Below are 25,461 nucleotides of genomic sequence, written 5' to 3'. Positions count from 1 at the left end.
ATCCAGTATTCACAAGGCGACGCATTGTAGCCTTTCTCGCCATTATCCGGCCAGAATCCGCCCCCGATCGACGCGAATGGCGCCGCGAGTTGTCACGAGACGTCGGGCAGCCGGGCCTCCCGGCGCCGCTTGACCTCGTAGGCGATGGCCAGCAGCACCGTGACCAGGATCAGGATCAGCCCCAGGGCGTTGACCGCCGGGGTCAGGCCGGTGCGCACCTTGGAGGCGATATAGACGGTGAGGGTGGTGTCATAGCCCACCACGAAGAGGGTGGTGTTGTAGTTCTCGAAGGATTGCAGGAAGGCGATCACCGCCGCCGAGAGGATCGCCGGCCGGAGGTAGGGCAGCAGGATGCGCCGGAACATCTGCCACTGGCTGGCGCCCAGGTCCAGGGCGGCGCGCTCCATGGTGCGGTCGAAGCGCTGCAGCCGGGCGGTGACCATCAGCATCACATAGGCGGCGATAAAGGTGGCCTGACCCAGCACGGTGAGCAGGATGCCGCCGCTCACCCCCCACTGGCGCCAGAAGATCAGCGTCGAGATGCCGATGATCACCCCCGGCGTGAGCAGCGGCGAGAGGATCAGCGCATAGAGGAAGGGCTTGGCGCGGCTCGACACCGTGTTGAGGAAGAGCGCCGTGGCGATGCCGATGGGCACCGCCACCACCAGCACCCCGGCGGCGACGATCAGGCTGTTGGCGAGCGCCTGCCACATGCCGCCATCGGCGGCCAGCTCGCCGAACCAGCGCAGGGTGGTGCCGTCCCAGGGGGTCACGGTGGGGAAGCGGCTGTCGTTGAAGGTGGCCGCCGCCATCACCAGCAGCGGCAGGAAGAGGTAGGCGAAGAACACCACCACATAGCCGCGCAGGGCCCAGCTCATCAGTCGTTGCGAACTCATCCACTCATCCTTTGATATCCCGGCAAGCGGCGCCGAGGTGGTTCCTCGGACAAGCCGCTGCATCCCGCTCCCGAAGCCTACTTGGCGATATCCCCCAGCCCCACCTTGAAGACCTTCATCACCAGCGACATGAAGCCGATGCACAGGATCAGCAGCAGGAAGGCGTAGGCCGCGCCCTGGTTCCAGTTGCCGCCCTCGAAGAACCAGTTGTAGATGATCTGGGTGAACCAGCGGCTGCCCGGCGAGCCCAGCAGGGCCGGCACCGCATAGCTGCCCGCCGCCAGCATAAAGGTCATGATGCAACCGGTGGCGATGCCCGGCTTGGCATGGGGAATGATGATGCGCCGATGGGTGCGCAGGGTGCCGGCGCCCAGGTCCCGGGCGGCCCGCACCTGGTTGTCGTCGAGGCTCTCGATGGCGTTGTAGATGGGGAAGACCATAAACAGGATATAGGCGTAGACCATGCCCACCATGACCCCGGCGTCGCCGCTGAGGAAGCGGATGGGGCGCTCGATCAGCCCCAGCATCATCAGCACCTCGTTGAGTGGGCCGCGAAACGCCAGGATGATAAACCACGAGTAGGTGCGCAGGATCTCGTTGATCCAGAAGGGAATAATCAATAACAGCAGGCACAGCGCCGCCTGCCGGGGACTGGCCAGCTTGGCCAGGTAGTAGGCCAGCGGGTAGCTGACCGCGAGGGTCAGCAGGGTCACCAGCACGCTGGACCAGAGCGTCTTGAAGAAGATCGCCCGGTGGATCTCGTTGTTGAACAGGGTGACGTAGTTGGTCAGGGTCCAGCGGTCCTCGGGTCCGCCGAGCTGGGCCGGCAGCAGGTTGGGGCGCAGCGAGTAGTCGATCATCTGCAGCTGGGGCAGGGTGACCATGACGATCAGCCAGATCCCCAGCAGGGCCAGGATCGCCGCCGCCAGGGGGCCGCCGAAGCGCGCCCGCAACTGCCTAAACATGGGCGCCCTCCACCACCTCGCCGGTGGCCTCGTCCAGCGCCGGGCCGCCATCGTCGGGCAGCACCACCGCGTCCTCGGGGTCGAAGCCGAAGTGGGCGTTCTGTCCCGGCCGCAGCGCCTCCAGGTGCTGGCGGGAGAGCTCGTGACCCAGCTGCACGCGGAGCTTCTCGCCGCTGGCGGCGAGCCGCGTCTCCAGCATCACCCAGGCGCCCTCGAAGTGCAGCGCCTCGATGGTGGCCTCGAGCCCCTGGCCCGGGGCCACCGGGCGCAGGTGCTCGGGGCGTACATAGAGGGCCGCGGCGGCGCCATTGGCCAGGGGCCCGGGCGCGGTGGCGCGCCCGCTCAGCTCGCCCAGGGCGCCGCCGTCCAGGCGCACCCGCTCGCCCTGCCGGTCGATGACCTTGGCCTCCAGGCGATTGTTCTCGCCCACGAAGGCGGCCACGAAGCCGGTCTGGGGCGCACGGTAGAGGGTCATGGGGTCGGCCACCTGCTGGATGCGCCCCGCCGACATCACCGCCACCCGGTCCGACATGTTGAGGGCCTCGCCCTGATCGTGGGTGATATAGATAAAGGTGATGCCGGTCTTGCGCTGGATCGCCTTGAGCTCCACCCGCATATGCTGGCGCAGCTTGAGGTCCAGGGCCGAGAGGGGCTCGTCGAGCAGCAGCACCCGGGGTTCCACCGCCAGGGCCCGGGCGATGGCCACCCGCTGCTTCTGGCCGCCGGAGAGCTCGGTGACTCGCTTGGGGCCGCTGCCCTCCAGGGCCACCAGGGCCAGCAGCCGCTCCGAGGTGGCGCGGCGCGTCCTGCGGTCGACGCCGCGCACCTCGAGGCCGAACTCGATGTTCTCGAATACCGTCATCAGCGGGAAGAGCGCCAGGTTCTGGAAGATCATCGCCGTGGGACGGCGATTCACCGAGACCCCGGCCATGGCCTCGCCGCCGATGCGCACCGTCCCGGCCGTGGGGGTCAGGAAGCCGCTGACGATATTGAGCAGGGTGGTCTTGCCGCAGCCCGAGGGGCCGAGGAAGCTGAAGAACTCCCCGGAGGCGATGGCCAGGGAGGTCTCCTCGATGGCGGTGAAGTCGCCGAAGCGCATCACCACCCGATCCAGTTCGACACTAGCGTCCATTGCGCATTTGCCTTCTTCGACTCACGGAAGCACGGCCCCCGGAATGCCGGGGGCCGCTCGCTCGGGCGCTCACTCAGGCGCTCAGGTAGCGATCCTGATACTCGTTGCGCAGCGCCACGTACCAGGGCTCCTGGATCGGCCACCACCAGAGGTTGGCCAGGTCGGCCTCGCTGTAGGAGTCGGTGAAGAACCGGCGGGTGGCCTCCGGCAACAGCTCGGTGGCGCCCTTGGCGGTGGAGTTGTAGCCGGTGGCCTCGACGAACATGGCCCCCGCCTCCGGGGTGTAGTACCAGTTGATCAGCTCGTAGACGGCATCCGGGTTCTGGGCGTTCTTGGGAATCACGAAGCCCTCCATCCACGCCAGGGCCCCCTCCCGGGGCGCGCCATAGGCGATATCCTCGCCCTCCTGCTGCAAGCGGAAGGCGGTGGAGTCCCAGGTCTGGCCGATGATGGCGCCGTTGGTGCGGAAGGCGGCCTGGGCCTCGTTCTCGGTGTCCCAGAACTGCACCAGCATCTGCTTGTGCTTGACCGCCTCCTCGAGGATGACGTCGAAGTTGGCGCGCATCGCCTCCTCGCTCTTGTAGGAGTCGAGCAGCGGGAAGGGCAGCCGGCCCTCCCGCTCCAACCACAGGCCGATGCCCACCAGGGCCGAGTGACCGCGCACCGTCACCCCCTGGCCATGCTCCGGGTTCCATAGGTCGGCATAGCTGAGGGTGGCGCGATCGATATTGGCGTAGCGGCGGTGCCAGGTGATCGCCTCGGTGCCCCAGTCGCTGGGCGCGAAGTAGCGGCGCCCGTCCACCACGCCGCCCACCTCGGAGCCCTCGATGGCGCTCTCCAGGGCGCCGTCCCAGTTGATGCGGGAGGTGTCCAGGGGCTGGACCAGGTCATAGTCCAGGTAGCCGGGCACCCGGTCCACGGTGGGCATGATGACGTCGAAGCCGCTGCCGTCGGTGGCGCGCAGGGAGTTCATCAGCTCGTCGTTGGTGCCATAGGGGGTGAAGGTGGCGCGGATGCCGGTCTTCTCGGTGAAGTCCGCCAGCATGGCATCGGTGAAGTAGCCGGCCCAGGCATAGATGCGCAGGGTCTGCTCCTGGGCCAGGGCGCTGTTGATATAGAAGGCGGGCGCCGTGGCGGCGGCGCCCGCCGCCAGGGACCCCTTGAGGAAACGACGACGCGTGATCGACATGGCTCTCTCCGTGAACAGGTGATAGTCGACAGCAGTGAACAACTTCACGATTGTGCGGCCAGCGGATGTCCCTCGAGTGGCAATTAAATGACCGTTCAATCGTCGATCCAGTAAGCGTAGTCGGAAGGCCCAGCCCCGCCATCAACGCTCCCACTCGGTCCGAGGAGCGCCGGGGACGGGCCGGCTTGCCAGGCCCCGGGCCGATCGGGGATGCTGAGCCTCCGGCGCCCCCGCGGCGCGACGACGCCTCCAGCCAACTGCGATGCCCTTGCCCATGGACGATCAGCCCCTTCCCGATATCCTCGCCGGCCCCCTGCTGCGCCGCCTGAGCCCGGAGCGCCTGGTGCTCTGGCTGGTGGGTTCCCGCCCCCTGGAACTCGGCCTGCACCTCCATCCGGAGGGCGCCACACCGCGGCGCCTGCGGCTCGGCGGGGAGCGCCTGCGGCGTATCCCGGTGGGCCGCCACGCCTGGCTGCACCTGATCGAGGTGTCCCTCGCCACGCCCCTGCCCCGGGGCCGGCGCATCGGTTATGACCTGCGCCTGGAGGACCGCGACGGCGCCCCGGGCATCGCCGACTGGGCCCCCCACCTCTGCCATGACGGCGAGACCCGCCCCGCCTTCGTGCTCGCCGAGGACCAGCGCCGCCTGCTCCACGGCTCCTGCCGCAAGCCCCATCATCAGGACGAGGATGGCCTGGTGCGGGGCGACGCCTGGCTGGCCGAACGCCGCGAGCGGCCCGCAGAGTGGCCCGCCTGGCTGCTGATGACCGGCGACCAGATCTATGCCGACGACGTGGCCGGCCCCATGCTGGCCGCCATCCATGCGCTGATCCGCCGCCTGGGGCTGGTGGACGAGGCACTGGAGGGCGCCACCGTGGCGGATAGCCAGGCCCTCTACGCCGAGCCCGCCGGCTACTACCGCCGCGAATCGCTGCTCCCCGATATCACCATCAACGCGGCGCTGCGCGAGCGCTTCTTCGGCGGCGCCCGCAAGCCGGTCTTCACCTCGGCCAACGCCCATAACCATCTGATCACCTTCGCCGAGATGATGGCCATGTACCTGCTGGTGTGGTCGCCGGTGCCCTGGCGGCTGATCGACCCGCCGCGCCCCGCCCTGACCGACGAGCTGGCCGCACGCTACGACGAGGAGCAAGCGGTCATCGAGGCCTTCGTGGCCGGGCTGCCCCAGGCCGCCCGCCTGCTGGCGCATCTGCCTTCGCTGATGATCTTCGACGATCACGACGTCACCGACGACTGGAACCTGACCGCCGAGTGGGAGGCCTGCGCCTACGGCCATCCCTTCTCGCGACGCATCCTCGGCAACGCCCTCTGGGGTTACCTGCTGTGCCAGGGCTGGGGCAACGATCCCGAGGGGATGGCCGGGCTGGTCGAAGGCGCCGAGGCGCTGCTGAGGGAGGCCCACGAGCGGCAGGAGGGGCTGCCGGCGCCGACCCAGGATGCCCTGCTGGAGGCGCTGCGCGGCCATCGCGACTGGGGCTTCCGGGTGCCCGGCGCGCCGCCGCTGCTGGTGCTGGACACCCGCACCCGGCGCTGGCGCAACGAGCGCCGCCCGGGACGCCCCTCGGGGCTGATGGACTGGGAGGCGCTATGCGAGCTGCAGCAGGCGCTGCTGGGCAGCGAGTCGGTGGTGATCGTCTCGCCGGCGCCGATGTTCGGGGTCAAGCTGATCGAGAGCATCCAGAAGCTCTTCGTGCTGGCCGGCAAGCCGCTGATGGTGGATGCCGAGAACTGGATGGCCCATCGCGGCGCCGCCAGCGTGATGCTCAATATCTTTCGACACAGCCAGACCCCCGGCAACTACGTGATCCTCTCCGGGGACGTCCACTACTCCTTCGTCTACGACATCCGCATCCGCCACCGCCGCCGCGGGCCGCGACTCTGGCAGATCACCTCCAGCGGCATCAAGAACGGCTTCCCGGAGCCGCTGCTCAGTACCTTCGATCGGCTCAATCGCTGGCTCTATGCGCCGCGTTCGCCGCTCAACTGGTTTACCCAGCGGCGCCCCATGCGCATCACGCCCCGGGACCCGGACCGCGCCGAAGCCGGCGAACGACTATGGAACGGCAGCGGCCTGGGCCTGGTGGAACTGGATGACCAGGGGCGCCCGGCGCGGATCCGCCAGTTGGATGTGCGGGGCTTCGAGGTGGACTTTCCGCCTCCCGAGGCCCGGGAGGCGGCGGCGGATCAGGCGACGACGTCCAGCGGACGGGCCGGCCCGAAGTGCTCGAAGTGACGCCGCTCGGCGGGCACGCCGAGGACCTCCAGGTGAGCATTCACCGCGCTCATGAACCCCTGGGGGCCGACGAAGTAGCAGTGCACCTCGCCCTCGGGCAGCAGGCGCTCCAGCAGGACACGATCGAGGCGCCCGCGGTGGTCGGCCCCCTCGCCCTCCTCGTAGAGCAGGGTAGTATCGAGTTGCCGGGGAAAGGCGCGACCTAGCGCCGCCAGCTCCTCGCCGAAGGCGTGATGGGCGGCGTCGCGGGCGGCATGCACATAGATCACCCGTCGCCCCTGCTCCAGGGCCTGGCGGGCCAGGGGCAGCATCGGGGTCTGACCCACGCCGCCGCTGAGCAGCATCACCGGGGCGGCGCCGGGTACCAGGGTCAGGTCGCCGGCCGGCGGCAGCAGCTCCAGGGTATCGCCCAGCGCCATCCGTGCATGAAAGTGCTCGCTGACCCGGCCGCCGGGCTCACGCTTGATGGAGAGGCGATAGCCCTGGCCGTTGGGGTAGGCGGAGAGGCTGTAGTGACGATAGTGGGTCTCGCCGTCCAGGCTCAGCTTGACGCCGATATACTGCCCCGGCTGGAAGTCCGCCACCGGGCCGCCGTCCACCGGCTCGAGCAGGAAGGAGGTGATCACCTCGCTCTCCTCGCGGCGCTCGGCGAGGCGGAAGGTGCGGGTCCCCTGCCAGCCACCGGGGAGACTCGCGAAGGCGTGGTAGTGGTAGGATTCCAGCTCGATCAGCAGCCCCGCCAGCTCCTCGTAGAGGGCCCCCCAGGCGCCGGCGATCTCCGCCGTCAGCGCCTCGCCCAGCACCTCGCCGATGGCCGCCATCAGGCATTCGCCGACGATGGGGTACTGCTCCGGGGCGATGCCCAGGGAGACATGCTTGCCGATCGCCGTGGCCAGCGCCGCCCGGGCCCGGGCCGGCTCGCCACGCAGCTGCACATAGGCGAGCACCGCGCCGGCCAGGGCGCGGGGCTGGGCGGCGCTGGCCTGGTGCGCCGGGTTGAAGAGGGCCTTGACCTCCGGGTAGCGGTCGAACATCAGCGGATAGAAGCGCTGGGTGATGGCATCGAGGTGTTCGGCGACCACCGGGGCGGTGGCGGCGATCAGCCGTTCCTGGTCGTGAGTCAGCATGGCGTTCCTTGGTTATCGAGTGGGTTGGCGCTCTGCCTATTCCCTACAGCAAACGCCATGCCAACCTCCCGCCCGGTGGTGCCGACTCGCCCCATTAAGCCAGGTGCCCGCTTTGTTGAGGCCCGGGGCTTTCCTGGGGGCAGGCCTGAGAGTGTTATTTTGACCTTATTAATGCTGTTATAGTGACAATGGCATTGTTCGAGCGACACTGATGACCGACTTCCTGGAGGCCCTGCGCCATCTGCTGACCCAGCTGACCCATGAGGCCCCCGCCCAGGCCGCCTGGGCCCGGCTGCTGGAGACCCTGGTGGGGGACTACCCCGCCGATGCCAGTACCCTGATGGTGCTGGAGGAGGAGAGCCTGCGCCCGGTGGCGGTACTGGGGCTCCCCGAGGAGGTCCGCGGGCGGCGCTTCCGCCTCGCCGAGCACCCGCGCCTGGCGGCCATCGCCGCCCACCCCGGGGTGTGTCGCTTCCCCCTGGGCAGCGAGCTCCCCGACCCCTTCGATGGCCTGCTCGACGAGGCCCTCAACCCGGTCCACGACTGCCTGGGGGTGGCGCTGCGCGACGACGACGAGCGCCTCACCGGCCTGCTGACCCTGGATGCCCTGACCCCCGGCGCCCTGGCCGCGCTGGACGAAGCGGAGCTGGCCGCCGCCGCCCACCTGCTGGGCACCTGTCTGCGCCTGGCCGGGCGCCTCAGCGCCACCCGCTCGCGGCTCAACGAGGCCCTGGAACAGGAGGCGCCCCCGACGGGAATCCAGCACTGGCACAGTCCCGTCATGCGCCAGCTGATGGCCAACGTGGCCCTGGTGGCCCCCACCGCCATGAGCGTGCTGCTGCACGGCGAGACCGGGGTCGGCAAGGAGCTGATCGCCCGCGGCCTGCACGCCCGCTCCGAACGCCACCAGGGGCCCCTGGTTCAGGTCAACTGTGCCGCCCTATCGGAGAGCCTGGCGGAGAGCGCCCTCTTCGGTCACCGCCGCGGCGCCTTCTCCGGGGCGGTGCAGGATCACCGCGGCCACTTCCGCATGGCCGACGGCGGCACCCTGATGCTGGACGAGATCGGCGAGCTGCCCCTGGCGCTGCAGGCCAAGCTGCTGCGGGTACTGCAGGAGGGGGAGATCCAGCCCCTGGGCCAGGAACGCCCGGAGCCGGTGGACGTGCGCATCGTGGCGGTGACCAATCGCGACCTGGCGGCGGAGGTGGCCGCCGGCCGCTTCCGTGAGGACCTCTATCATCGCCTCGGCGCCTTTCCCCTGGAGGTGCCGCCGCTGCGCCGGCGTCGCGAGGATATTCCGCTGCTGGCCGGCCACTTCCTGGAGATCAACCGCATCCGCCTGGGGCTGGCCAACCTGCGCCTCACCCCGGCGGCGAGCACGGCCCTGATCGACTGGCAGTGGCCGGGCAATATTCGCGAGCTGGAGCATACCCTGGCCCGGGCGGCGCTGCGCGCCCTGGCCGAGCGCGGTGACGAGGCGCGACGCCGCGCCCCGATCAGCATCGAGTGCCGGCACCTGGCACTGCCCGAGGGCGCCTCCGCCACACCGGCGGAGGAGGCCGTACTGGCGCCTTCCCAGGCGCCGATACGCCCGCTGAGCGAGGCCCGCGACGCCTTCCAGCGCGACTATATCGCCCGGGCACTGGCCGCGGAGGGCCATAACTGGGCCGGCGCCGCCCGGCGCCTGGCCGTGGACCCGGGGAACCTGCATCGTCTGGCCAGGCGATTGGGACTCAAGGACTCGACCTGACCCGCTGGGCCTGAGGGCTCGCCGGGGAGGCACCGCGTGCCTCGCCCTCCGCGCCGGCGACGACCCGATCCCGGCCCTCCGCCTTGGCCCGGTAGAGCCGTCGGTCGGCCACCGCATAGAGGGCCTCGAGACCCACCATCCGCGGGGTGGCGGTGGCCACGCCGAAACTGGCGGTCAACCGCTCCCCCGTCGCTCGATCGGGCAACGCGAGGCAAGCGATACGCGCGCGAATCCGCTCGGCCAGGCGGGTGGCCCCAGCGGGGTCGCTATCGGGCAGCAGCACGGCGAACTCCTCTCCCCCCAGGCGCGCCACCCGATCCACCTCCCGCACCTCGCTCAACAGGGTCCGGGCCAGGGCCACCAGGACGGCATCCCCGGTGGGATGACCATAGGCATCATTGATGCGCTTGAAGTGATCCAGGTCGATCAACACCAGGCTGGGGGGGGCGGCGCCCCGGCGATAGCGGGCGAACTCCTGGGCGGCCACCTCGTAGAGATGGCGCCGGTTGTCCAGGCCGGTGAGGGGGTCGGTGCGACTCTGCTGGATCAGCGCCTCGCGCTGCTGGTAGATACGCCACAGGGCCAGCATCAGGCCACCGATCATCAGCACCGCCACCCCCGCCAGGGCGATCACCGCCAGGGTCAGGCGCTCCATCATCCGCCGCTGGGTCGCCGAGGCCAGGTGCAGGAGTTCATTGAGCTCGCTATAGGACCAGGCCAGGCCCTCCTCCAGCTCGCCGCCGACCTCCATCAGGCGCCGCGGATCGCGCCCCGCCGCCAAGGCCGCCAGGGCCCGGCGCAGGGCCGGTAGCCGCGACTCCAGACGGGCGAGCTCCTCGACCAGGGGCCGGTACTCTTCCCGGGGCAGCTGGCTGCGCTGCAGCAACCTGGTGATGCCGCGGATACGCAGCTCGATGACCCAGAGCAGTTGCTCCAGTTGCGCCATATGCAGCGCATCGCCGCCGTCCCGGAGATTATCCAGGGTCAGGCGCAGGCGCACCGCGTCTTCCTGGGCACGCACCACGTCGGTGGTCATGGCCGTGTAGTCGGCCCCCACATGGCGGCGCGCCTCGGTGATATAAGTACTCACCGCCAACAGGCTCAGCGCCACCAGCAGGGCGAAGGCACCCGCCATGCCAAACGCCAGGCGGCGCCCCACCATCACCGAGCACTCACCTCGCGGATCGACCAGATCCAGCGCGACATGGGCTCCTCACCGGCCAGTACCGCCTCGGTATCGGCCGGCACCACCAGCATCAGCGGGCCGAACTGGTCGCGGCCGAGGGGCTCGCCATCGAGGCGGGTCACCAGCAGGTAGGCCTTCTCCGCCCGCTCGGCCGGGGTCAGGAAGGTGGTGTAGTTGTCGAGGGCGATAAAGCGCAGCCGGGAGGCGTCATCCAGTCCCTCGGCGGCCAGGAAGTCATTCAGCCAGACCCCGGCGAAGCGCCCCTCCGGCCCCTCGAAGTGACGCATTTCCACCTCATGGAGGCCGTGGCGCTCGATCTCGGCGAGGCTCAGGGAGCGGCGCTCACCGCCCCGACTCAGGGTGAGCACGGGGCTCTCCTGAACCTGGGCCTGGGCCTGAGCCTGAACCTGAGCCTGGGCCTGGGCCTGGGTCATGCCCAGCAGCCACAGGCTCAACAGGATCAGCGGCAAGAACGGGACGGGAAAACGCATGGGGGACTCCTCGGCGAAAGGGCTCTAGTGAATCATCGGCCACCACAGGAGAGAACTGTACCCCACTGAAATACATTATGAATTGCTGATATTTGGCCGAAGGATGGCCACAAACGACGAAGGGCCCGCGATCTCTCGCGGGCCCTTCTCGGAAAGCGTGGCGCGCCCGGCAGGATTCGAACCTGCGACCCCTGCCTTCGGAGGGCAGTACTCTATCCAGCTGAGCTACGGGCGCGCGATGCCCGGCGCGGTGGCCAGGCGGTCGTCATCCTACCTTCCCCCCCGGCCGCTGTCCAGCCCACCGGCCGCCGGTACATGCGCATTGGGCGAAGGATGGCATTTTCCTGGCCAGAAGGATGCCGGTATACTGTCCGCCACTTGCGCAGCGCGCGACCCGATTTCGAATAACAGGACCGTCGACGAGGTGGTGAGAGTGAAATCCAGCAAGCTGATCATGGGGTGCCTGGCCGCCCTGGGCCTGGCCGCAGGCCTGGCCACGACCGCACAAGCCCAGAGCGATAGCGAGCGCGAGGCGATCGCCGAGCGACTCGCGCCGGTAGGCCAGCTCTGCCTGCAGGGCGAAGAGTGCGGCATCGCCAGCGCGGCCCCCAGCGGCGGTAGCAGCGGCGGCGCCGTGGATGGCGCCGAGGTCTATGGCAGCGTCTGCATGGCCTGTCACGACACCGGCGCCGCCGGCGCACCCAAGCGCGGCGAGGCCGATGCCTGGGCGGCGCGCCTGGATCAGGGCATCGAGACCCTCTACACCCACGCCATCGGCGGCTTCAATGCGATGCCGGCCCGGGGCGGCAACCCCAACCTCTCCGACGATGAGGTGAAGGCGGCGGTCAACCACCTGGTGGAGCCGGTCTTCGACGGCGACCTGCCGGAAATCGGCGGCGGTGACGAGGCCGCCACCGAGGAGGCGGCCTCCGCTTCCGCCGGCGCCAGCGACCTGGACGGCGAGGCCCTCTACGGCAGCAGCGGCTGCGCCGCCTGCCACGGTGCCGGCGTGGCCGGCGCCCCGGTGCTGGGCAATGCCGAGGCCTGGGGCCCGCGCATCGACCAGGGCGTCGAGACCCTCTACCAGAGCGCCCTCAACGGCAAGGGCGCCATGCCGCCCAAGGGCGGTAACGCCGGCCTGGCCGACGAAGAGGTGATGGCCATCGTCGACTACATGGTCAGCCAGGCCCAGTAAGGCCGACGGCCTGTCGACCGCAGACGAAGGGGGCGCCACTCGGCGCCCCCTTCGTCGTTCCGGCGTCCCCGTTAACCGGGCGGGGAGCCGTCAGCCCAATAAAGAGCGCAGCCCGGCGATGGCATCCTTGCCCCGGGCCTGCTTCTTGTCCGGGTCTTCCTTGTCGGCGCGGCCCTCCCACTCCAGGTCGTCGGCGGGCAGCTCGTCCAGGAAGCGGCTCGGGGTGCAGTCCATCAGCTCGCCATAGGCCTTGCGCTGGCGCGCCAGGGTCAGGGTCAGGGTCCGGCGCGCCCGGGTGATGCCCACATAGGCCAGGCGCCGCTCCTCCTCCACGGTGCCCACCTCGATGGCGTTGCGGTGCGGCAGCAGCTCCTCCTCGAGCCCCATCAGATAGACATGCGGGAACTCCAGCCCCTTGGAGGCGTGCATGGTCAGCAACTGGACCCGGTCGGAATCGTCCTCCTCGGCCTGCTGCTCGAGGATATCCCGCAGCACCAGCCGCGAGATGGCCGCCTCCACGCTATCGGTCTCGGTCTCCTCGGAGGCGCTGCTCTCCTCGTCGCGCTCCATCGACTTCTCGAGCTGATCGATGAGGATCCAGACGTTGGCCATGCGCCGCTCGGCGATGGTCGGGGCGCTGGCGTTCTGATAGAGCCAGGCCTCGTAATCCATCTCGCGGATCATCTCGCGGATGGCGGCGATGGCATCGCCGCCATCCATGCGCCGGCGCACCGCCTCGATAAAGTGGGTGAAGCGGCCCAGGCGCTCCACGGCGCGGGTCGGCAGCTGCTCGGCCAGGCCCATCTCGCCGCAGGCGGCGAACAGCGAGCCGCCCCGCTCGGTGGCGTAGTTGGCGAGCTTCTCCAGGGTCCCGGGGCCGATCTCCCGGCGCGGCACGTTGACGATGCGCAGGAAGGCGTTGTCGTCGGCGGGATTGATCAGCAGGCGCAGGTAGGCCATGGCGTCCTTGATCTCGTTGCGCGAGAAGAAGGAGGTGCCGCCGGAGAGCTTGTAGGGGATCTGGTAGTGCTGCAGCTTGAGCTCCAGCAGTCGGGCCTGGAAGTTGCCCCGGTAGAGCACCGCGAAGTCGCGCCACTCGGCGGACTCCTTGATGCGCCGGGTGAGGATCTCGCTGGCCACCCGCTCCGCCTCGGCCTCCTCGTGGCGGTTGACCACCACGCGGATCGGCTCGCCGGGGCCCATCTCCGACCACAGCGTCTTGTCATAGACGTGGGGGTTGTTGGCAATCAGGGTATTGGCGGCGCGCAGGATGGTGCCGGTGGAGCGGTAGTTCTGCTCCAGCTTGATCACCTGCAGGCGCGGGAAGTCCTCGCCGAGGGTCACCAGGTTCTCGGGGCGGGCCCCGCGCCAGGCGTAGATCGACTGGTCGTCGTCGCCCACCACGGTGAAGGTCTGGCGTTCGCCCATCAGCAGCTTGACCAGCAGGTACTGGCTGACGTTGGTGTCCTGGTACTCGTCCACCAGCATGTAGTGGATGCGCTTGCGCCAGCGCGCCAGGGCCTCCGGGTCGTCGCGCAGCAGCACCACCGGCAGCAGGATCAGGTCGTCGAAGTCCACCGCGTTGTAGGCCTTGAGGTGGCGGTTGTAGGCCTCATAGACCCGGGCGGCGAACAGCTCGTCCTCGTCGGCGGCGTGGGACAGCGCCTGGCCCGGCAGGATCAGGTCGTTCTTCCAGTTGGAGATGGTGGCCTGGATCCGGTTGATCTGGTCGGCATCCACCTGGGCGTCCTTGTTCATCAGGTCGCGCAGCAGCGCCTTGGCATCGTCCGGGTCGAACAGCGAGAAGCCCGGCTTGTAGCCGAGGGTCTTGAGCTCGCTGCGGATAATGGTCAGGCCCAGGGTGTGGAAGGTGGAGACGGTGAGGCCGTGGCCCTCCTTGCCCTTGAGCATCTGGCCGACCCGCTCCTTCATCTCCCGGGCGGCCTTGTTGGTGAAGGTCACCGCGGCGATGCGCCGGGCGCTCATGCCGCACTCCTGCACCAGGTAAGCGATCTTGGTGGTGATCACGCTGGTCTTGCCGGAGCCGGCCCCGGCCAGCACCAGGCAGGGGCCGTCGATATAGCGCACCGCTTCCCGCTGGCGGGGGTTGAGCTTGGCCAGCCGTTGTTGAATCGACATCACTTACTCCTTGGGGCCGCCGGACGGCTCGGCCCCCGCGAGGCCCGCCCCGGGAAAGCCCAGCTGGCGCCAGGCCTCATAGACCAGCACCGCGCAGGCATTGGAGAGGTTGAGGCTGCGGCTGTCCGCGCGCATGGGGATACGCAGCCGCCGGGACTCGGGCAGGGCCTCCAGCAGCGCCTGGGGCAGGCCGCGGGTCTCGGGGCCGAACACCAGGGCGTCGCCCTCCCGGTAGCGGGGCTCGTGGTAACCGGTGCCGCCGCGGGTGGAGACCGCGAAGAGCCGCTCCGGCGCCACCGCCTCGAGGAAGGCCTCCCAGCCGGGGTGCACCCGCACCCGCGCCCACTCGTGGTAGTCGAGGCCGGCGCGGCGCAGCCGCTTGTCGTCCAGCACGAAGCCCAGCGGCTCGATCAGGTGCAGCCGGAAGCCGGTATTGGCACACAGGCGGATCAGGTTGCCGGTATTGGGCGGGATCTCGGGCTGGTAGAGCACCACATCAAGCATAAGCGCTTCCTGAAACGATCATCGGCACAACGCACTCGGGCCCCTTCACGGGGCCCGAGCGGCGAGGGTCACGGCGTGGCGACGTCGGCCTCAGACGCCGTAACGGGCGCGGTAGTCACGAATCGCCGCGGCATGCGCCTTGAGCTCCTCGCCGGCGTGTTCTTCCAGGTACTCGAGTACCAGGTCGAGGGTGACAATGCTCACCACCGGCATGCCGTAGCGCGCCTCGACCTCCTGGATGGCGCTCTGCTCGCCCTTGCCGCGCTCCTGGCGGTCCAGGGCGATCACCACCCCGGCGGCCTTGGCCCCGGCGCCATCGATCAGTTGCATCACCTCGCCGATGGCGGTGCCGGCGGTAATGACGTCGTCGATGATCAGGATACGCCCCGCCAGGTCGGCGCCGACGATATTGCCGCCCTCGCCGTGATCCTTGGCCTCCTTGCGATTGAAGGCGAAGGGGGTATCGCGGTCATGGCCGTCGGCCAGGGCCACGGCGGTGGTGGCGGCCAGGGGGATACCCTTGTAGGCCGGGCCGAAGAGCACGTCGAAGTCGAGGCCGCTGTCGGCGATGGCCTGGGCGTAGCAACGCCCCAGGCGCGCCAGGGCCGCGCCGCTCTTGAACAGGCCGGCATTGAAGAAGTAGGGACTGACCCGGCCGGACTTGAGGGTGAACTCACCGAAGCGCAGGACGCCCTGCTCGATGGCGAATTCGATGAATTCTCGCTGATATGGCTGCATGCTGTCCGCCACGCTTCCCCCTATCATGATTAATCACTACGGGCCATTTACCCAAACGTCGAAACGTCAGGTATCATACACGCGCGACGGTAAAGGGACTATGTGATGAAGATCGCGACCATTAATGTGAACGGCATCCGCGAAGCGGTGAGCCGCGGCTTTCTGGATTGGCTCGCCAACCAGGACGCCGATGTCGTTTGCGTGCAGAACCTGAAGACCAAGAGTTTCGAGCTCGACGATAGCATCCTCTACCCGGAGGGCTACGAGGGCTATTTCCTGGACGCCGAGGAGGATGGCTTCTCCGGCGTGGGCATCTACTGCCGGAAGATCCCCAAGGCGATCATGTATGGCCTGGGCTTCCCCCAGTGCGACAACGAGGCGCGCTTCCTGCAGGCCGACTACGATCGCTTCAGCATCGTCAGCTTCCTGATGCCCGACGGCAGCGACCCCCAGGCCAAGCAGGCCTTCATGGCCCAGTACCAGGAGTACCTGGCCAAGATGGCCCGCAAGCGCCGCGAGTACATCATCTGCGGCACCTGGCATGTCGCCCACAAGACCATCGACCTGGAGAACTGGGCCGATAACCAGACCACCCCGGGCTTCAAGCCCGAGGAGCGGGCCTGGATGGACCAGCTGTTCGGTCCCACCGGCTTTATCGACACCTTCCGCGAGATCAACCGCGACGCCGGCGAATACACCTGGTGGCCCAAGCTCGACCAGGAGGTGCCGCGCTCCCGCCAGGAGGGCTGGCGCCTCGACTACCAGGTGGTGGGCCCCAACTTCCGCCGCCATGTGGTCGACGCCTGGATCGATCACGACGCCACCTTCTCGGAGTTCGCGCCGCTGATCGTGGAATATGATCTGACGCTGTAATCCCGCCTCCGTCGCCACCCCTCCGGGGCCCATCACGCCGGCTGACTCAGCCGGCGTGATGCGTTCCGGGCGCCGACTTCAATCGCGAATGCCCAGGGCCTCGCGCTGACGGGCGAAGAGGGTCGCCCCGGCGCCCTCGGCCAGCTCGAGCATGGCATTGAGCTCGGCGCGGCTGAACTGGCCCGCCTCGGCGGTGCCCTGCACCTCGATCAGGCCGCCCCCCTCGGTCATCACCACGTTCATATCGGTATCGGCGCCGCTATCCTCCGGGTAGTCCAGGTCCACCACCGGCTGGCCCTTGAACAGCCCCACCGAGATGGAGGCGACCAGTTGCTGGAGGGGATCGGACTTGATCAGCTTCTTGCGCTGCAGGTAGCGGATGGCGTCCACCAGGGCCACGCAGCCACCGGTGATGGAGGCGGTGCGGGTGCCGCCATCGGCCTGGATGACGTCGCAATCCACGGTGATGGTGAATTCGCCGAGCTTCTTCAGGTTGACCGCGGCGCGCAGCGAGCGGCCGATCAGCCGCTGGATCTCCAGGGTGCGACCGCCCTGCTTGCCCCGCGCCGCCTCGCGACCGCCCCGGGTGTGGGTGGCCCGGGGCAGCATGCCGTACTCGGCGGTGATCCAGCCCTGGCCCTTGCCGCGCAGCCAGCGCGGCACCCCGGCCTCGACGCTGGCGTTGCACAGCACCTTGGTGTCGCCGAACTCCACCAGCACCGAGCCCTCGGCGTGGCGGGTGTAGTCGCGGGTCAGGCGAATCTCGCGGGGCTGGTCGGGCTGTCGTCCGCTGGGGCGCATAGAACCTCTCATCTTCGGGTGAAATCTCTGGGCCGAGCCATCATCCAGCATGGGGCTCGGGGTCACCTGGGAGCAGGCAACTCCGCGAAGACGCTGTGAACCCCTCCCTGGGCGCTCGGCATTCTCGTCCCTGATAATGACGCTTCGCTTCGACCTGCTCCCAGCGCGCCTCGGCCATGATGCTAGCGACAATGGCCCTGGAACCTCTGGCAGGGCGCTTATTCTACACCCTTAATCGGTTACACTGTCGCCTCCCTGCGCCCGCCATCAGGAGTTCCCATGGTTCACAGCATGACCGCCTTCACCCGGCTGAGCCGGGACGCCGCCTGGGGTAGCCTGCACCTGGAGCTGCGCTCCGTGAACCAGCGCTACCTGGAACCCCATTTCCGTCTCCCCGACAGCCTGCGCGACCTGGAACCGGCCTTCCGCGAGACCCTGCGCCGCCGCCTGGCCCGGGGCAAGGTGGAGTGCAGCCTGCGCTTCGAGTCCGCCGGCGAGGGCGAGGCGCTGACCATCAACCGCTCGCGCCTGGCCGCCCTCGGCTTCGCCCTGCAGCAGGTCCGCGCCGAGATCCCCGACGCCCCCATGCCGGACGCCCTGGCGCTGCTCGACCACCCCGGCGTCGTCGAGGCCGCCGAGCCGGACCTGGAGGCGATCAAGGCCGCGGCCGGCGAACTCTTCGAGGCGGCGCTGGACGACCTGATCGAAGGCCGCGCCCGGGAAGGCGCCAAGCTGGCCGAGCTGATCCGCGAGCGCCTGGCCGGCATCGGTGAGCAGGTCGCCACGGTGCGCGGCCTGCTGCCGACGATCCTCGAGCGCCAGCGCAGCCAGCTCCAGGAGCGCCTGACCGCCCTCCAGGCCGAGCTCGACCCCCAGCGCCTGGAGGCGGAGATCGCCCTGCTGGCCCAGAAGGCCGACGTGGACGAGGAGCTCGACCGCCTGGAGACCCACGTGGCCGAGGTGGAGCGCCAGTTGACCCAGCAGGGGCCCGTGGGCCGGCGCCTCGACTTCCTGATGCAGGAGCTCAACCGCGAGGCCAACACCCTCTCCTCCAAGTCGGTGGTGGCCGAGACGACCCGCTGCGCCGTGGAGCTCAAGGTGCTGATCGAGCAGATGCGCGAGCAGATTCAGAACATCGAATAAGCCAGGGAAAGCCCCAACACCATGAATCACGCCGCCCATAACAAGCTGGTTTCCTTCATCTGGTCGATCGCCGACGACTGCCTGCGCGACGTCTACGTGCGTGGCAAGTACCGTGACGTGATCCTGCCGATGGTGGTACTGCGCCGGCTCGATGCCCTGCTGGAAGCGACCAAGGCCAACGTGTTGAAGGAAGTGGCCTTCCAGCGCGAGGAACTAGATGTGATCTCTCGGTGGCCATGGTCAGTGCCGATGAAGCCGGGACAGATGGCGTTGCTGCGGATGCCCTGGTCGCGGTACTCGACCGAAATAGCTCGGGCGAACATGTGGCAGGCGCCCTTGGTCGTGCAGTAGAGCACCTCCATCGGGGTGCCGACGACGCCAGAGATGGAGGAGGTACAGATGATGCTGCCGCCGCCCGCGGCGATCATGCCCGGCAGCACGGCCTGGGTGGTCAGGAACATCCCCTTGACGTTGATGTTCATCAGGCGGTCCCAGTCGGCTTCTCGAGTCTCCAGGAAGGGGCCGGCAGCGATGGTGCCGGCATGGTTCATCAACACGGTGATGGCGCCGAAATTTGCTTCGGCCCGGGTGACCGCCTGGTTAACCTGCTCGGCATCGGAGACATCGGCCGGCACGAAGCAGGCCGTGCCTCCCGCATCATTGATGCCGGCGGCGACATTCTCTCCGTCGCTGATCGGCAGATCGAGAATGGCGACCCTGGCCCCTTCTCGCGCAAAGAGTTCGGCGGCGGCCCGGCCGCAGCCCCCCGCACCGCCGGTGATCAAGGCGACCTTGTTCGTCAGGCGTCCCATGGCTTCCTCGCGATTGCTGGTTGTTGTTGGGTTCGGGGGTGCCCGAACACCCTGCCAACCTATTTCGCGGCCCCGGGGCTGTCCATATACGAGAATATATAGTGCGGGCGCCCATCCGGCGGTGCCTGATCTGCCGCTCCCCCCGGCAGGGACGATTCGCCTCCTAATCGTCTTTGCCCTATAATTTCGTATTATTACTACGCGACTCCGGCCCGCCGCCGGAGTCGTTCGCTTTTCTGGAGGCTTCATGACGTCACCCGCCCCTTCCGCCACCGCGGCGCGCCACCCCCGGCTGGCCGAATTCGCCCTGGCCCTGGGCGGCTTCGGCATCGGTACCAGCGAGTTCGTGATCATGGGCCTGATGCCGCGGGTCGCCGCCGACCTGCAGGTGGCCACCGCCGAGGTGGGCTATGCCATCTCCAGCTATGCCCTGGGCGTGGTGGTGGGGGCCCCGTTGATCGCCGCCCTGGCCGCCCGGGTGCCGCGCCGCACCCTGCTGATCGCCCTGATGCTGGTGTTTGCCGTGGGCAATATCGCCAGCGCCCTGGCGACGGCCTTCTGGCCCTTCGTCGGCCTGCGTTTCCTGGCCGGCCTGCCCCACGGCGCCTACTTCGGCGTCGCCGCCCTGGTCGCCGCGGCGGCGGTGCCCGTCGACCAGCGCGCCCGAGCCATCGGCCGGGTGATGCTGGGCCTGACCGGCGCCATCCTGGCGGGGGCCCCGCTGGCCACCTGGCTGGGCCAGTGGCTGGGCTGGCCCAGCGCCTTCGTCGGCGTCGGCGGGATCGCCCTGACCACTGCGGCGCTGATTCACCTCTGGGTCCCGCCCCAGCCGCGTGACGCCACCGCCAGTCCGCGCCGCGAGCTCTCCGCCCTGGCCAAGCCCCGGGTATTGATCACCCTGGGCATCGCCGGCATCGGCTTCGGCGGCATGTTCGCGGTGTTCAGCTACGTGATGCCGACCCTGGCCAGCCAGGCCGGCATGCGCGAGTCCCTGGGTCCCCTGGCACTGGCGATCTTCGGGGTCGGCACCATCGCCGGCAACCTGGTAGGCGCCCGAGCCGCCGACCGCGACCTGAACCGAGCGATCCCGGGCACCCTGCTATGGTGCCTACTGGTCCAGGGCGGCTTCTATTTCGCCGCCAACCACCTGGTCACCGGCCTGCTGTTCGTCGGCCTGGTGGGCACCAGCATTGCCCTGGGCCCGGCGCTGCAGACCCGCCTGATGGACGTGGCCGGCGATGCCCAGACCATGGCCGCCTCGATGAATCATGCCGCCTTCAACTGCGCCAACGCCCTGGGCGCCTGGCTGGCGGCGCTGGTGATCCAGGCCGGGGCGGTGTGGTCCGCCAGCGGCCTGGTCGGCGCGGCGCTGGCCGCCGGCGGCTTGGGGGTCTTCCTGGTGGGGCGTCGCCTGGAGCGACGCGCCGCCGTCCCCGCGCCCGGGACGCCCTGAACCGGGCACGGCGGGCCATGACGGCCCGCCCTCCGGGGGCGTATAATGCCTGGCTTCCGTTGCGGGCGGCCCCGCCGCCCCTCGCCCCGCGACCCGGAGCCCGACATGTCCCAAGGCACCCTCTTTATCGTTTCCGCCCCCTCCGGCGCCGGCAAGACCAGCCTGGTGCGCGCCCTGCTCGAGCGCCTCGACGGCATCGAGGTGAGCGTCTCCCATACCACCCGGTCCAAGCGCCCCGGCGAAGTCGACGGGGTCAACTACCACTTCGTGGATGTCCCCGCCTTCGAGGCGATGATCGAGCGCGGCGACTTCGTCGAGCACGCCCGGGTCTTCGACAACTACTACGGCACCTCGCGTCCGGCGGTGCAGGCGCGCCTGGCCGCCGGCCAGGACGTGATCCTGGAGATCGACTGGCAGGGCGCCCGTCAGGTCCGCGAGCAGTTCCCCGAGGCCCAGTCGGTGTTTATCCTGCCCCCCTCCCGGGCGGCCCTGGAAGAACGCCTCACCGGCCGCGGCACCGACGATGCCGAGGTGATCGCCCGGCGCATGCGCGACGCCATCAGCGAAATGTCACACTATGACGAGTATGATCATGTGATCATCAATGATGACTTCGCCGTGGCCCTGGACGAGCTGTGCGCCCTGGTGCTGACGAGTCGCAGCCGGCTGGCGCGGGTTCGCGCCGGCCAGGCGACGCTGATCGAGGCGCTCTTGTCACAGGATCATGGGGTCGAGTAGACTTTTTTGTCCCCCCGAATACACGCCGCGCGCACGCCGGCAGTGCAACATCAGGATACCGTTCATGGCGCGAGTTACCGTTGAAGATTGTCTGGATCACGTGGAAAACCGTTTCAAGCTGGTGATGATCTCCACCCAGCGCGCCCGTCAGCTGGCCCGCGGTTCCCGTGATGCCCTGCTGCCCTGGGACAACGACAAGCCCACCGTGATGGCCCTGCGCGAGATCGCCGCCGGCAAGATCGACGACCAGGTGCTCAACGAACCGGTGGAGGCGCCGGTGCGTCCGCGGCCGGAAGCGGAAGCAGGCTACGGCGAGTAACGGCGCCGCCGTTCCTCGTGTCTTCCTTCCCTTCGCAGCAATAAGGCGCGCCCATGTTTACCATCGACGACCTGGCCGACCGCCTCGGTAGCTACCTTCCCGCCGAGGAAGTCCAGCAGGTCAAGCGCGCCTTCTATTACGCCGAGCAGGCCCACGACGGTCAGCGTCGCCGCTCCGGCGAGCCCTATGTGACCCACCCCCTGGCGGTGGCCAATATCCTCGCCAATATGCACATGGACCATCAGAGCCTGATGGCCGCCATGCTGCACGACGTCATCGAGGATACCGGCGTGCCCAAGGAGGCCCTGGCCGCCCAGTTCGGCGAGCCGGTGGCGGAACTGGTCGACGGCGTCTCCAAGCTGACCCAGATCGCCTTCGAGGACAAGGCGGTGGCCCAGGCGGAGAACTTCCAGAAGATGGTGCTGGCGATGTCCCGGGATATCCGGGTGATCATCGTCAAGCTCGCCGACCGCCTGCACAACATGCGCACCCTGGGCGCCCTGCGCCCGGAGAAGAAGCGCCGCATCGCCCGCGAGACCCTGGAGATCTACGCCCGCGTGGCCAGCCGCCTGGGCATCAATACCATCCGCGTGGAGCTGGAGGACCTCTCCTTCCAGGCCATCTACCCGATGCGCGCCGAGCGCATCAAGCGGGCGGTGAGCAAGGCCCGGGGGCATCGCCGCTCGGCGATTCGCCAGCTCCAGACCAGCCTCCAGCAGTGCCTGGACGACGAGGGCCTGGCCGGCAACGTGGTGGGTCGCCAGAAGCACCTGCTCTCCATCTACCGCAAGATGCGCGATCAGCAGAAGTCCTTCGCCGAGATCATGGACGTCTTCGGCTTCCGCATCATCACCGACAGCGTCGACAGCTGCTACCGCATCCTCGGCGTGGTGCATAACCTCTACAAGCCGGTCCCGGGGCGCTTCAAGGACTATATCGCCATCCCCAAGGCCAACGGCTACCAGAGCCTGCATACCACCCTGTTCGGCGCCAGCGGCATGCCCATCGAGGTGCAGATCCGCACCCGCGAGATGGAGGCCATGGCCAACAACGGCATCGCCGCCCATTGGCTCTACAAGGCCGGCCAGACCGATCACCCCATCGCCGAGGGCAGCCACGCCCGGGCCCGGCAGTGGGTCAAGGGGCTGCTGGAGATGCAGCGTCACGCCGGGGACTCGCTGGAGTTCATCGAGCACGTCAAGAACGACCTCTTCCCCGACGATATCTACGTCTTCACCCCCAAGGGCGACATCATGGAGCTGCCCCAGGGCGCCACGGTGATCGACTTCGCCTACAGCGTGCATACCGATATCGGCAACAGCTGTATCGCCTGCCGCATCGATCGTCACCTGGCGCCGCTCTCCACCCGCCTGGAGAGCGGTCAGACCCTGGAGATCATCACCGCCCCGGGGGCCAAGCCCAATACCACCTGGCTCTCCTTCGTGGTCACCGCCAAGGCGCGCTCGGCGATTCGCCACGCCCTCAAGCACCAGCAGCATACCGAGTCGGTGCAGCTCGGCCGTCGCCTGCTCAACAAGGCGCTGGCGGATTTCGAGACCAGCCTCGAGGAGCTGCCGGAAGGGCACCTGGCCGCCCAGCTGGAGGCGCTCTCGGTCAAGCACGAGGACGAGCTGCTGGAATCCATCGGCCTGGGGACCCGCATGGCCTATGCCCTGGCCCGCCAGCTGGTGGAGGCCCTGCCGGAGGGACGCGAGGCGCCCCTTGCCCCTCGGGCCGCCCAGGGCAACAGCCCGGTGGTGATCAGCGGCGCCGAGGGCATGGTGATCAAGTTCGCCCGCTGCTGTCACCCGCTGCCCGGCGACCCGGTGCTGGGGCATCTCTCGGTGGGCAAGGGCATCGTGGTACACCGCGCCGACTGCCGCAATCTGAACGACCTCAAGGGGGAACCGGAAAAACTCTTCCCCCTGGAATGGTCGGAGACGATCGCCGAGGACTTCCCGGTGGCGCTGCGCATCGAGATGGAGACCCGGCGCGGCCTGGTGGCGGAGCTGGCCAGCCTGGTCACCGATGCCGATGCCAATATCGAGCGCATCGGCATCGAGGAGCGCGACGCGCGCCTGGCCATCGTCAACCTGACCCTGGCGGTACGCGGCCGGATCCATCTGGCGCGCATCATCAAGCGGATTCGCAACCTGCCCCAGGTGGGCCGCGTCGGCCGCGTCCGCAATTGATCGACAACCTCCGGCCCCGCCGCCCCTGCCGGGCGGCGGGGCCCGCTTTTTCCTACACAACCACAGCGAGGACACCCCCATGAGCAACAAGGCCGTGATCAACACCGACAAGGCACCCGCCGCCATCGGCCCCTACTCCCAGGCCATCAAGGCCGGCAACACCGTCTACCTGTCCGGCCAGATCCCCCTGGACCCGGCCACCATGGAGCTGGTCTCCGATGACTTCGAGGCCCAGGCCCGCCAGGTCTTCACCAACCTCAAGGCGGTCTGCGAGGAAGCCGCCGGCTCCCTGGGCGAGATCGTCAAGATCAACCTCTACCTGGTCGACCTCGGCAACTTCGCCATCGTCAACCAGGTGATGGAGGAGTTCTTCAGCGCCCCCTTCCCGGCCCGCGCCGCGGTGGGCGTCAAGGCCCTGCCCAAGGGCAGCCAGGTAGAGGCCGAAGCGGTGATGGTCATCGGCGACTGAGCCGACCCGGCGTGCGGCTCTTCTTCGCCCTGCGCCCCGACCCGGCCCTCGGCGAGCGCCTCGCCGCCCTGGCCGAGCAGGCCCGCCGCCACTGCGGCGGGCGTGCCACCCCTCGCGCCTCACTGCACCTGACCCTGGCCTTCCTCGGTGAGGTGCCCGAATCCCGCCTCGATGCCCTGATTCGGCTCACCGAGGCATTCCCCTGCCCCTCCGGCCATTGGTCTGCGGATCGCTATGGCAGCTTCCCCCGTGGTGGCATCCTCTGGCTCGGCTCGAGCCGCCCCTGCCCTCCGTTGGAGGCGCTCCACCACGACCTCTGGCAGGCCCTGACGCCGCTGGGCTTCGCCCCGCCCCGGCGCCCCTTCCTGCCCCATGTCACCCTGCTGCGCCACGCCGCCCCGGAGAAACGTGATCCCTGCGTCCTGGCCAGGCTGCCGCGCCCACGCCTCGACTGGCACTACACTGGAATCGAGCTGGTTCAGTCGCTGGCCGAAGGAGGGCGCCACCGATACCGTGGCCTGGCCAGCAGTGGCCGGCACTGATATTGCCGCCGAGGGAGAGAGGGAACATGCCAAGACATCATGCACCAGGAGCCGGCATCGCCGTGGCCCTGCTGGCACTGAGCGCGCCGGCCCCGGCCGATCTGAACGTCGGCCTCGGCTATACCAGCGAGAGCACGCCGGCGCTGCGCCTGACCCTGGATCGGGAATTCGACCTTAGCCGCTGGCACCCGCGTCTCGACCTGCGCCTGGCCACGGGGGTGCTGCTGCTGCCCGGCGATGATGCGGACGATAACGCCGCCTGGGTGGTGACGCCGGCCTTCCGTTACGACCTGGGCGCGCCCGGCGGGGCCTATCTGGAGGCGGGACTCGGCGCCGGCCTCTTCCTCGAGACGCGCCTGGAGTACCGGGCCCTCTCCACCGCCTTCCAGTTCGAGAACCGACTGGCGGCGGGATGGCGACTGGCCCATGGCGGCGAGCTGGGCCTCAGCGCCACCCACTATTCCAATGGGCGGATAAAGCGGCCCAATGACGGCTTCGAGGTCTACTCACTGAACTACCGCCTGGCGTTCTGAATCCTGCCGGAGCAGACGGC

The 25,461-nt window shown here is 68.8% G+C and carries 24 protein-coding genes, 1 tRNA gene and 1 pseudogene; 13 read left to right on the top strand and 13 right to left on the bottom strand.

What is annotated here, in order from left to right; genetic code table 11:
* Positions 1-92 precede the first annotated feature (92 nt).
* The 4 genes from NFU04_RS09210 to NFU04_RS09195 form a co-directional block, all read right to left on the bottom strand.
* Positions 93-896, bottom strand: coding sequence for an ABC transporter permease (locus NFU04_RS09210; protein WP_251309159.1), 804 nt, complete (start codon positions 894-896; stop codon positions 93-95).
* 77 nt (positions 897-973) lie between these two features.
* Entirely contained in the window at positions 974-1,861 is an 888-nt protein-coding gene (locus tag NFU04_RS09205; RefSeq protein ID WP_251309158.1) for an ABC transporter permease, read from the bottom strand.
* Positions 1,854-2,993: an ABC transporter ATP-binding protein gene (locus NFU04_RS09200; RefSeq protein WP_251309157.1), complete on the bottom strand. Its 1,140-nt coding sequence runs from the start codon at positions 2,991-2,993 to the stop codon at positions 1,854-1,856. The genes NFU04_RS09205 and NFU04_RS09200 overlap by 8 nt, the downstream gene beginning before the upstream one ends.
* 73 nt (positions 2,994-3,066) lie before the next feature.
* Positions 3,067-4,182: an extracellular solute-binding protein gene (locus tag NFU04_RS09195; protein ID WP_251309156.1), complete on the bottom strand. Its 1,116-nt coding sequence runs from the start codon at positions 4,180-4,182 to the stop codon at positions 3,067-3,069.
* Between the two features lie 274 nt (positions 4,183-4,456).
* On the opposite strand from NFU04_RS09195, the gene NFU04_RS09190 reads away from it, so the two are divergent.
* Positions 4,457-6,436, top strand: a complete 1,980-nt coding sequence (locus NFU04_RS09190) for a metallophosphoesterase family protein (protein ID WP_251309155.1) — start codon at positions 4,457-4,459, stop codon at positions 6,434-6,436.
* Here NFU04_RS09190 and NFU04_RS09185 read toward each other — a convergent pair.
* Positions 6,388-7,563, bottom strand: coding sequence for a globin domain-containing protein (locus NFU04_RS09185; RefSeq protein WP_251309154.1), 1,176 nt, complete (start codon positions 7,561-7,563; stop codon positions 6,388-6,390). The two genes, NFU04_RS09190 and NFU04_RS09185, sit on opposite strands and share 49 nt — an antisense overlap.
* A gap of 211 nt (positions 7,564-7,774) precedes the next feature.
* Between NFU04_RS09185 and norR the strand changes: the two genes are divergently transcribed.
* Positions 7,775-9,313: a nitric oxide reductase transcriptional regulator NorR gene (gene norR, locus NFU04_RS09180; protein ID WP_251309153.1), complete on the top strand. Its 1,539-nt coding sequence runs from the start codon at positions 7,775-7,777 to the stop codon at positions 9,311-9,313.
* Here the strand turns inward: norR and NFU04_RS09175 are convergent.
* From NFU04_RS09175 to NFU04_RS09165, 3 genes are all read right to left on the bottom strand, one after another.
* Positions 9,297-10,448, bottom strand: a complete 1,152-nt coding sequence (locus NFU04_RS09175; protein ID WP_251309152.1) for a GGDEF domain-containing protein — start codon at positions 10,446-10,448, stop codon at positions 9,297-9,299. The two genes, norR and NFU04_RS09175, sit on opposite strands and share 17 nt — an antisense overlap.
* 26 nt (positions 10,449-10,474) lie before the next feature.
* Positions 10,475-10,990, bottom strand: a complete 516-nt coding sequence (locus NFU04_RS09170; RefSeq protein ID WP_251309151.1) for a molybdopterin-dependent oxidoreductase — start codon at positions 10,988-10,990, stop codon at positions 10,475-10,477.
* 158 nt (positions 10,991-11,148) lie between these two features.
* A tRNA-Arg gene (locus NFU04_RS09165) sits at positions 11,149-11,225 on the bottom strand.
* Between the two features lie 198 nt (positions 11,226-11,423).
* Between NFU04_RS09165 and NFU04_RS09160 the strand changes: the two genes are divergently transcribed.
* Complete coding sequence (locus NFU04_RS09160; protein ID WP_251309150.1) at positions 11,424-12,185, top strand: c-type cytochrome; 762 nt, start codon at positions 11,424-11,426, stop codon at positions 12,183-12,185.
* A gap of 90 nt (positions 12,186-12,275) precedes the next feature.
* Here NFU04_RS09160 and rep read toward each other — a convergent pair whose 3' ends face one another.
* The 3 genes from rep to pyrE all read right to left on the bottom strand — a co-directional run bounded on the left by rep (position 12,276) and on the right by pyrE (position 15,566).
* Positions 12,276-14,324 carry a DNA helicase Rep gene (gene rep, locus NFU04_RS09155; protein ID WP_251309149.1) on the bottom strand — a complete coding sequence of 683 codons (2,049 nt, stop codon included), beginning with the start codon at positions 14,322-14,324 and terminating at the stop codon, positions 12,276-12,278.
* Positions 14,325-14,327: 3 nt separating this feature from the next.
* The gene (gene trmL, locus NFU04_RS09150) at positions 14,328-14,828 is read right to left on the bottom strand and encodes a tRNA (uridine(34)/cytosine(34)/5-carboxymethylaminomethyluridine(34)-2'-O)-methyltransferase TrmL (protein WP_251309148.1); all 501 of its coding nucleotides are present in this window, start codon (positions 14,826-14,828) and stop codon (positions 14,328-14,330) included.
* 90 nt (positions 14,829-14,918) lie between these two features.
* A complete protein-coding gene (gene pyrE / locus NFU04_RS09145) occupies positions 14,919-15,566 on the bottom strand; it encodes an orotate phosphoribosyltransferase (protein ID WP_251309147.1) in 648 nt (215 codons plus the stop codon).
* A 105-nt stretch (positions 15,567-15,671) separates the two neighbouring features.
* On the opposite strand from pyrE, the gene NFU04_RS09140 reads away from it, so the two are divergent.
* Entirely contained in the window at positions 15,672-16,439 is a 768-nt protein-coding gene (locus NFU04_RS09140; RefSeq protein ID WP_251309146.1) for an exodeoxyribonuclease III, read from the top strand.
* 78 nt (positions 16,440-16,517) lie between these two features.
* On the opposite strand, the gene rph is transcribed toward NFU04_RS09140, so the two are convergent.
* Entirely contained in the window at positions 16,518-17,240 is a 723-nt protein-coding gene (rph, locus tag NFU04_RS09135) for a ribonuclease PH (protein ID WP_186809950.1), read from the bottom strand.
* 279 nt (positions 17,241-17,519) lie between these two features.
* Between rph and NFU04_RS09130 the strand changes: the two genes are divergently transcribed.
* Together NFU04_RS09130 and NFU04_RS09125 are read left to right on the top strand one after the other, a co-directional pair.
* Positions 17,520-18,383: a YicC/YloC family endoribonuclease gene (locus NFU04_RS09130; RefSeq protein ID WP_251309145.1), complete on the top strand. Its 864-nt coding sequence runs from the start codon at positions 17,520-17,522 to the stop codon at positions 18,381-18,383.
* A 21-nt stretch (positions 18,384-18,404) separates the two neighbouring features.
* Positions 18,405-18,533: pseudogene (locus NFU04_RS09125) on the top strand (type I restriction-modification system subunit M N-terminal domain-containing protein); the annotation flags it as partial.
* On the opposite strand, the gene NFU04_RS09120 reads toward NFU04_RS09125, so the two are convergent.
* Positions 18,476-19,195, bottom strand: a complete 720-nt coding sequence (locus NFU04_RS09120) for an SDR family NAD(P)-dependent oxidoreductase (RefSeq protein ID WP_251309144.1) — start codon at positions 19,193-19,195, stop codon at positions 18,476-18,478. The pseudogene NFU04_RS09125 and the gene NFU04_RS09120 sit on opposite strands and share 58 nt — an antisense overlap.
* 247 nt (positions 19,196-19,442) lie before the next feature.
* On the opposite strand from NFU04_RS09120, the gene NFU04_RS09115 reads away from it, so the two are divergent.
* From NFU04_RS09115 to NFU04_RS09085, 7 genes are all read left to right on the top strand, one after another.
* Entirely contained in the window at positions 19,443-20,648 is a 1,206-nt protein-coding gene (locus NFU04_RS09115) for an MFS transporter (RefSeq protein WP_251309143.1), read from the top strand.
* Positions 20,649-20,753: 105 nt separating this feature from the next.
* Positions 20,754-21,386 carry a guanylate kinase gene (gene gmk, locus NFU04_RS09110; protein WP_251309142.1) on the top strand — a complete coding sequence of 211 codons (633 nt, stop codon included), beginning with the start codon at positions 20,754-20,756 and terminating at the stop codon, positions 21,384-21,386.
* 64 nt (positions 21,387-21,450) lie between these two features.
* Complete coding sequence (gene rpoZ, locus NFU04_RS09105) at positions 21,451-21,705, top strand: DNA-directed RNA polymerase subunit omega (protein WP_146802483.1); 255 nt, start codon at positions 21,451-21,453, stop codon at positions 21,703-21,705.
* Positions 21,706-21,758: 53 nt separating this feature from the next.
* A complete protein-coding gene (locus tag NFU04_RS09100) occupies positions 21,759-23,897 on the top strand; it encodes a RelA/SpoT family protein (RefSeq protein WP_251309141.1) in 2,139 nt (712 codons plus the stop codon).
* 79 nt (positions 23,898-23,976) lie between these two features.
* The gene (locus tag NFU04_RS09095) at positions 23,977-24,366 is read left to right on the top strand and encodes a RidA family protein (protein WP_146802481.1); all 390 of its coding nucleotides are present in this window, start codon (positions 23,977-23,979) and stop codon (positions 24,364-24,366) included.
* An 11-nt stretch (positions 24,367-24,377) separates the two neighbouring features.
* Positions 24,378-24,908 carry an RNA 2',3'-cyclic phosphodiesterase gene (thpR, locus tag NFU04_RS09090; RefSeq protein ID WP_251309140.1) on the top strand — a complete coding sequence of 177 codons (531 nt, stop codon included), beginning with the start codon at positions 24,378-24,380 and terminating at the stop codon, positions 24,906-24,908.
* Positions 24,909-24,934: 26 nt separating this feature from the next.
* Complete coding sequence (locus NFU04_RS09085) at positions 24,935-25,441, top strand: acyloxyacyl hydrolase (protein WP_251309139.1); 507 nt, start codon at positions 24,935-24,937, stop codon at positions 25,439-25,441.
* Positions 25,442-25,461: the final 20 nt, after the last annotated feature.

This window comes from Halomonas sp. NCCP-2165 (assembly GCF_023708045.1).
Lineage (GTDB): Bacteria > Pseudomonadota > Gammaproteobacteria > Pseudomonadales > Halomonadaceae > Bisbaumannia > Bisbaumannia pacifica.
Note: the sequence above shows the minus strand (reverse complement) of the source record. Positions and strands in the feature narration are given on the sequence as shown.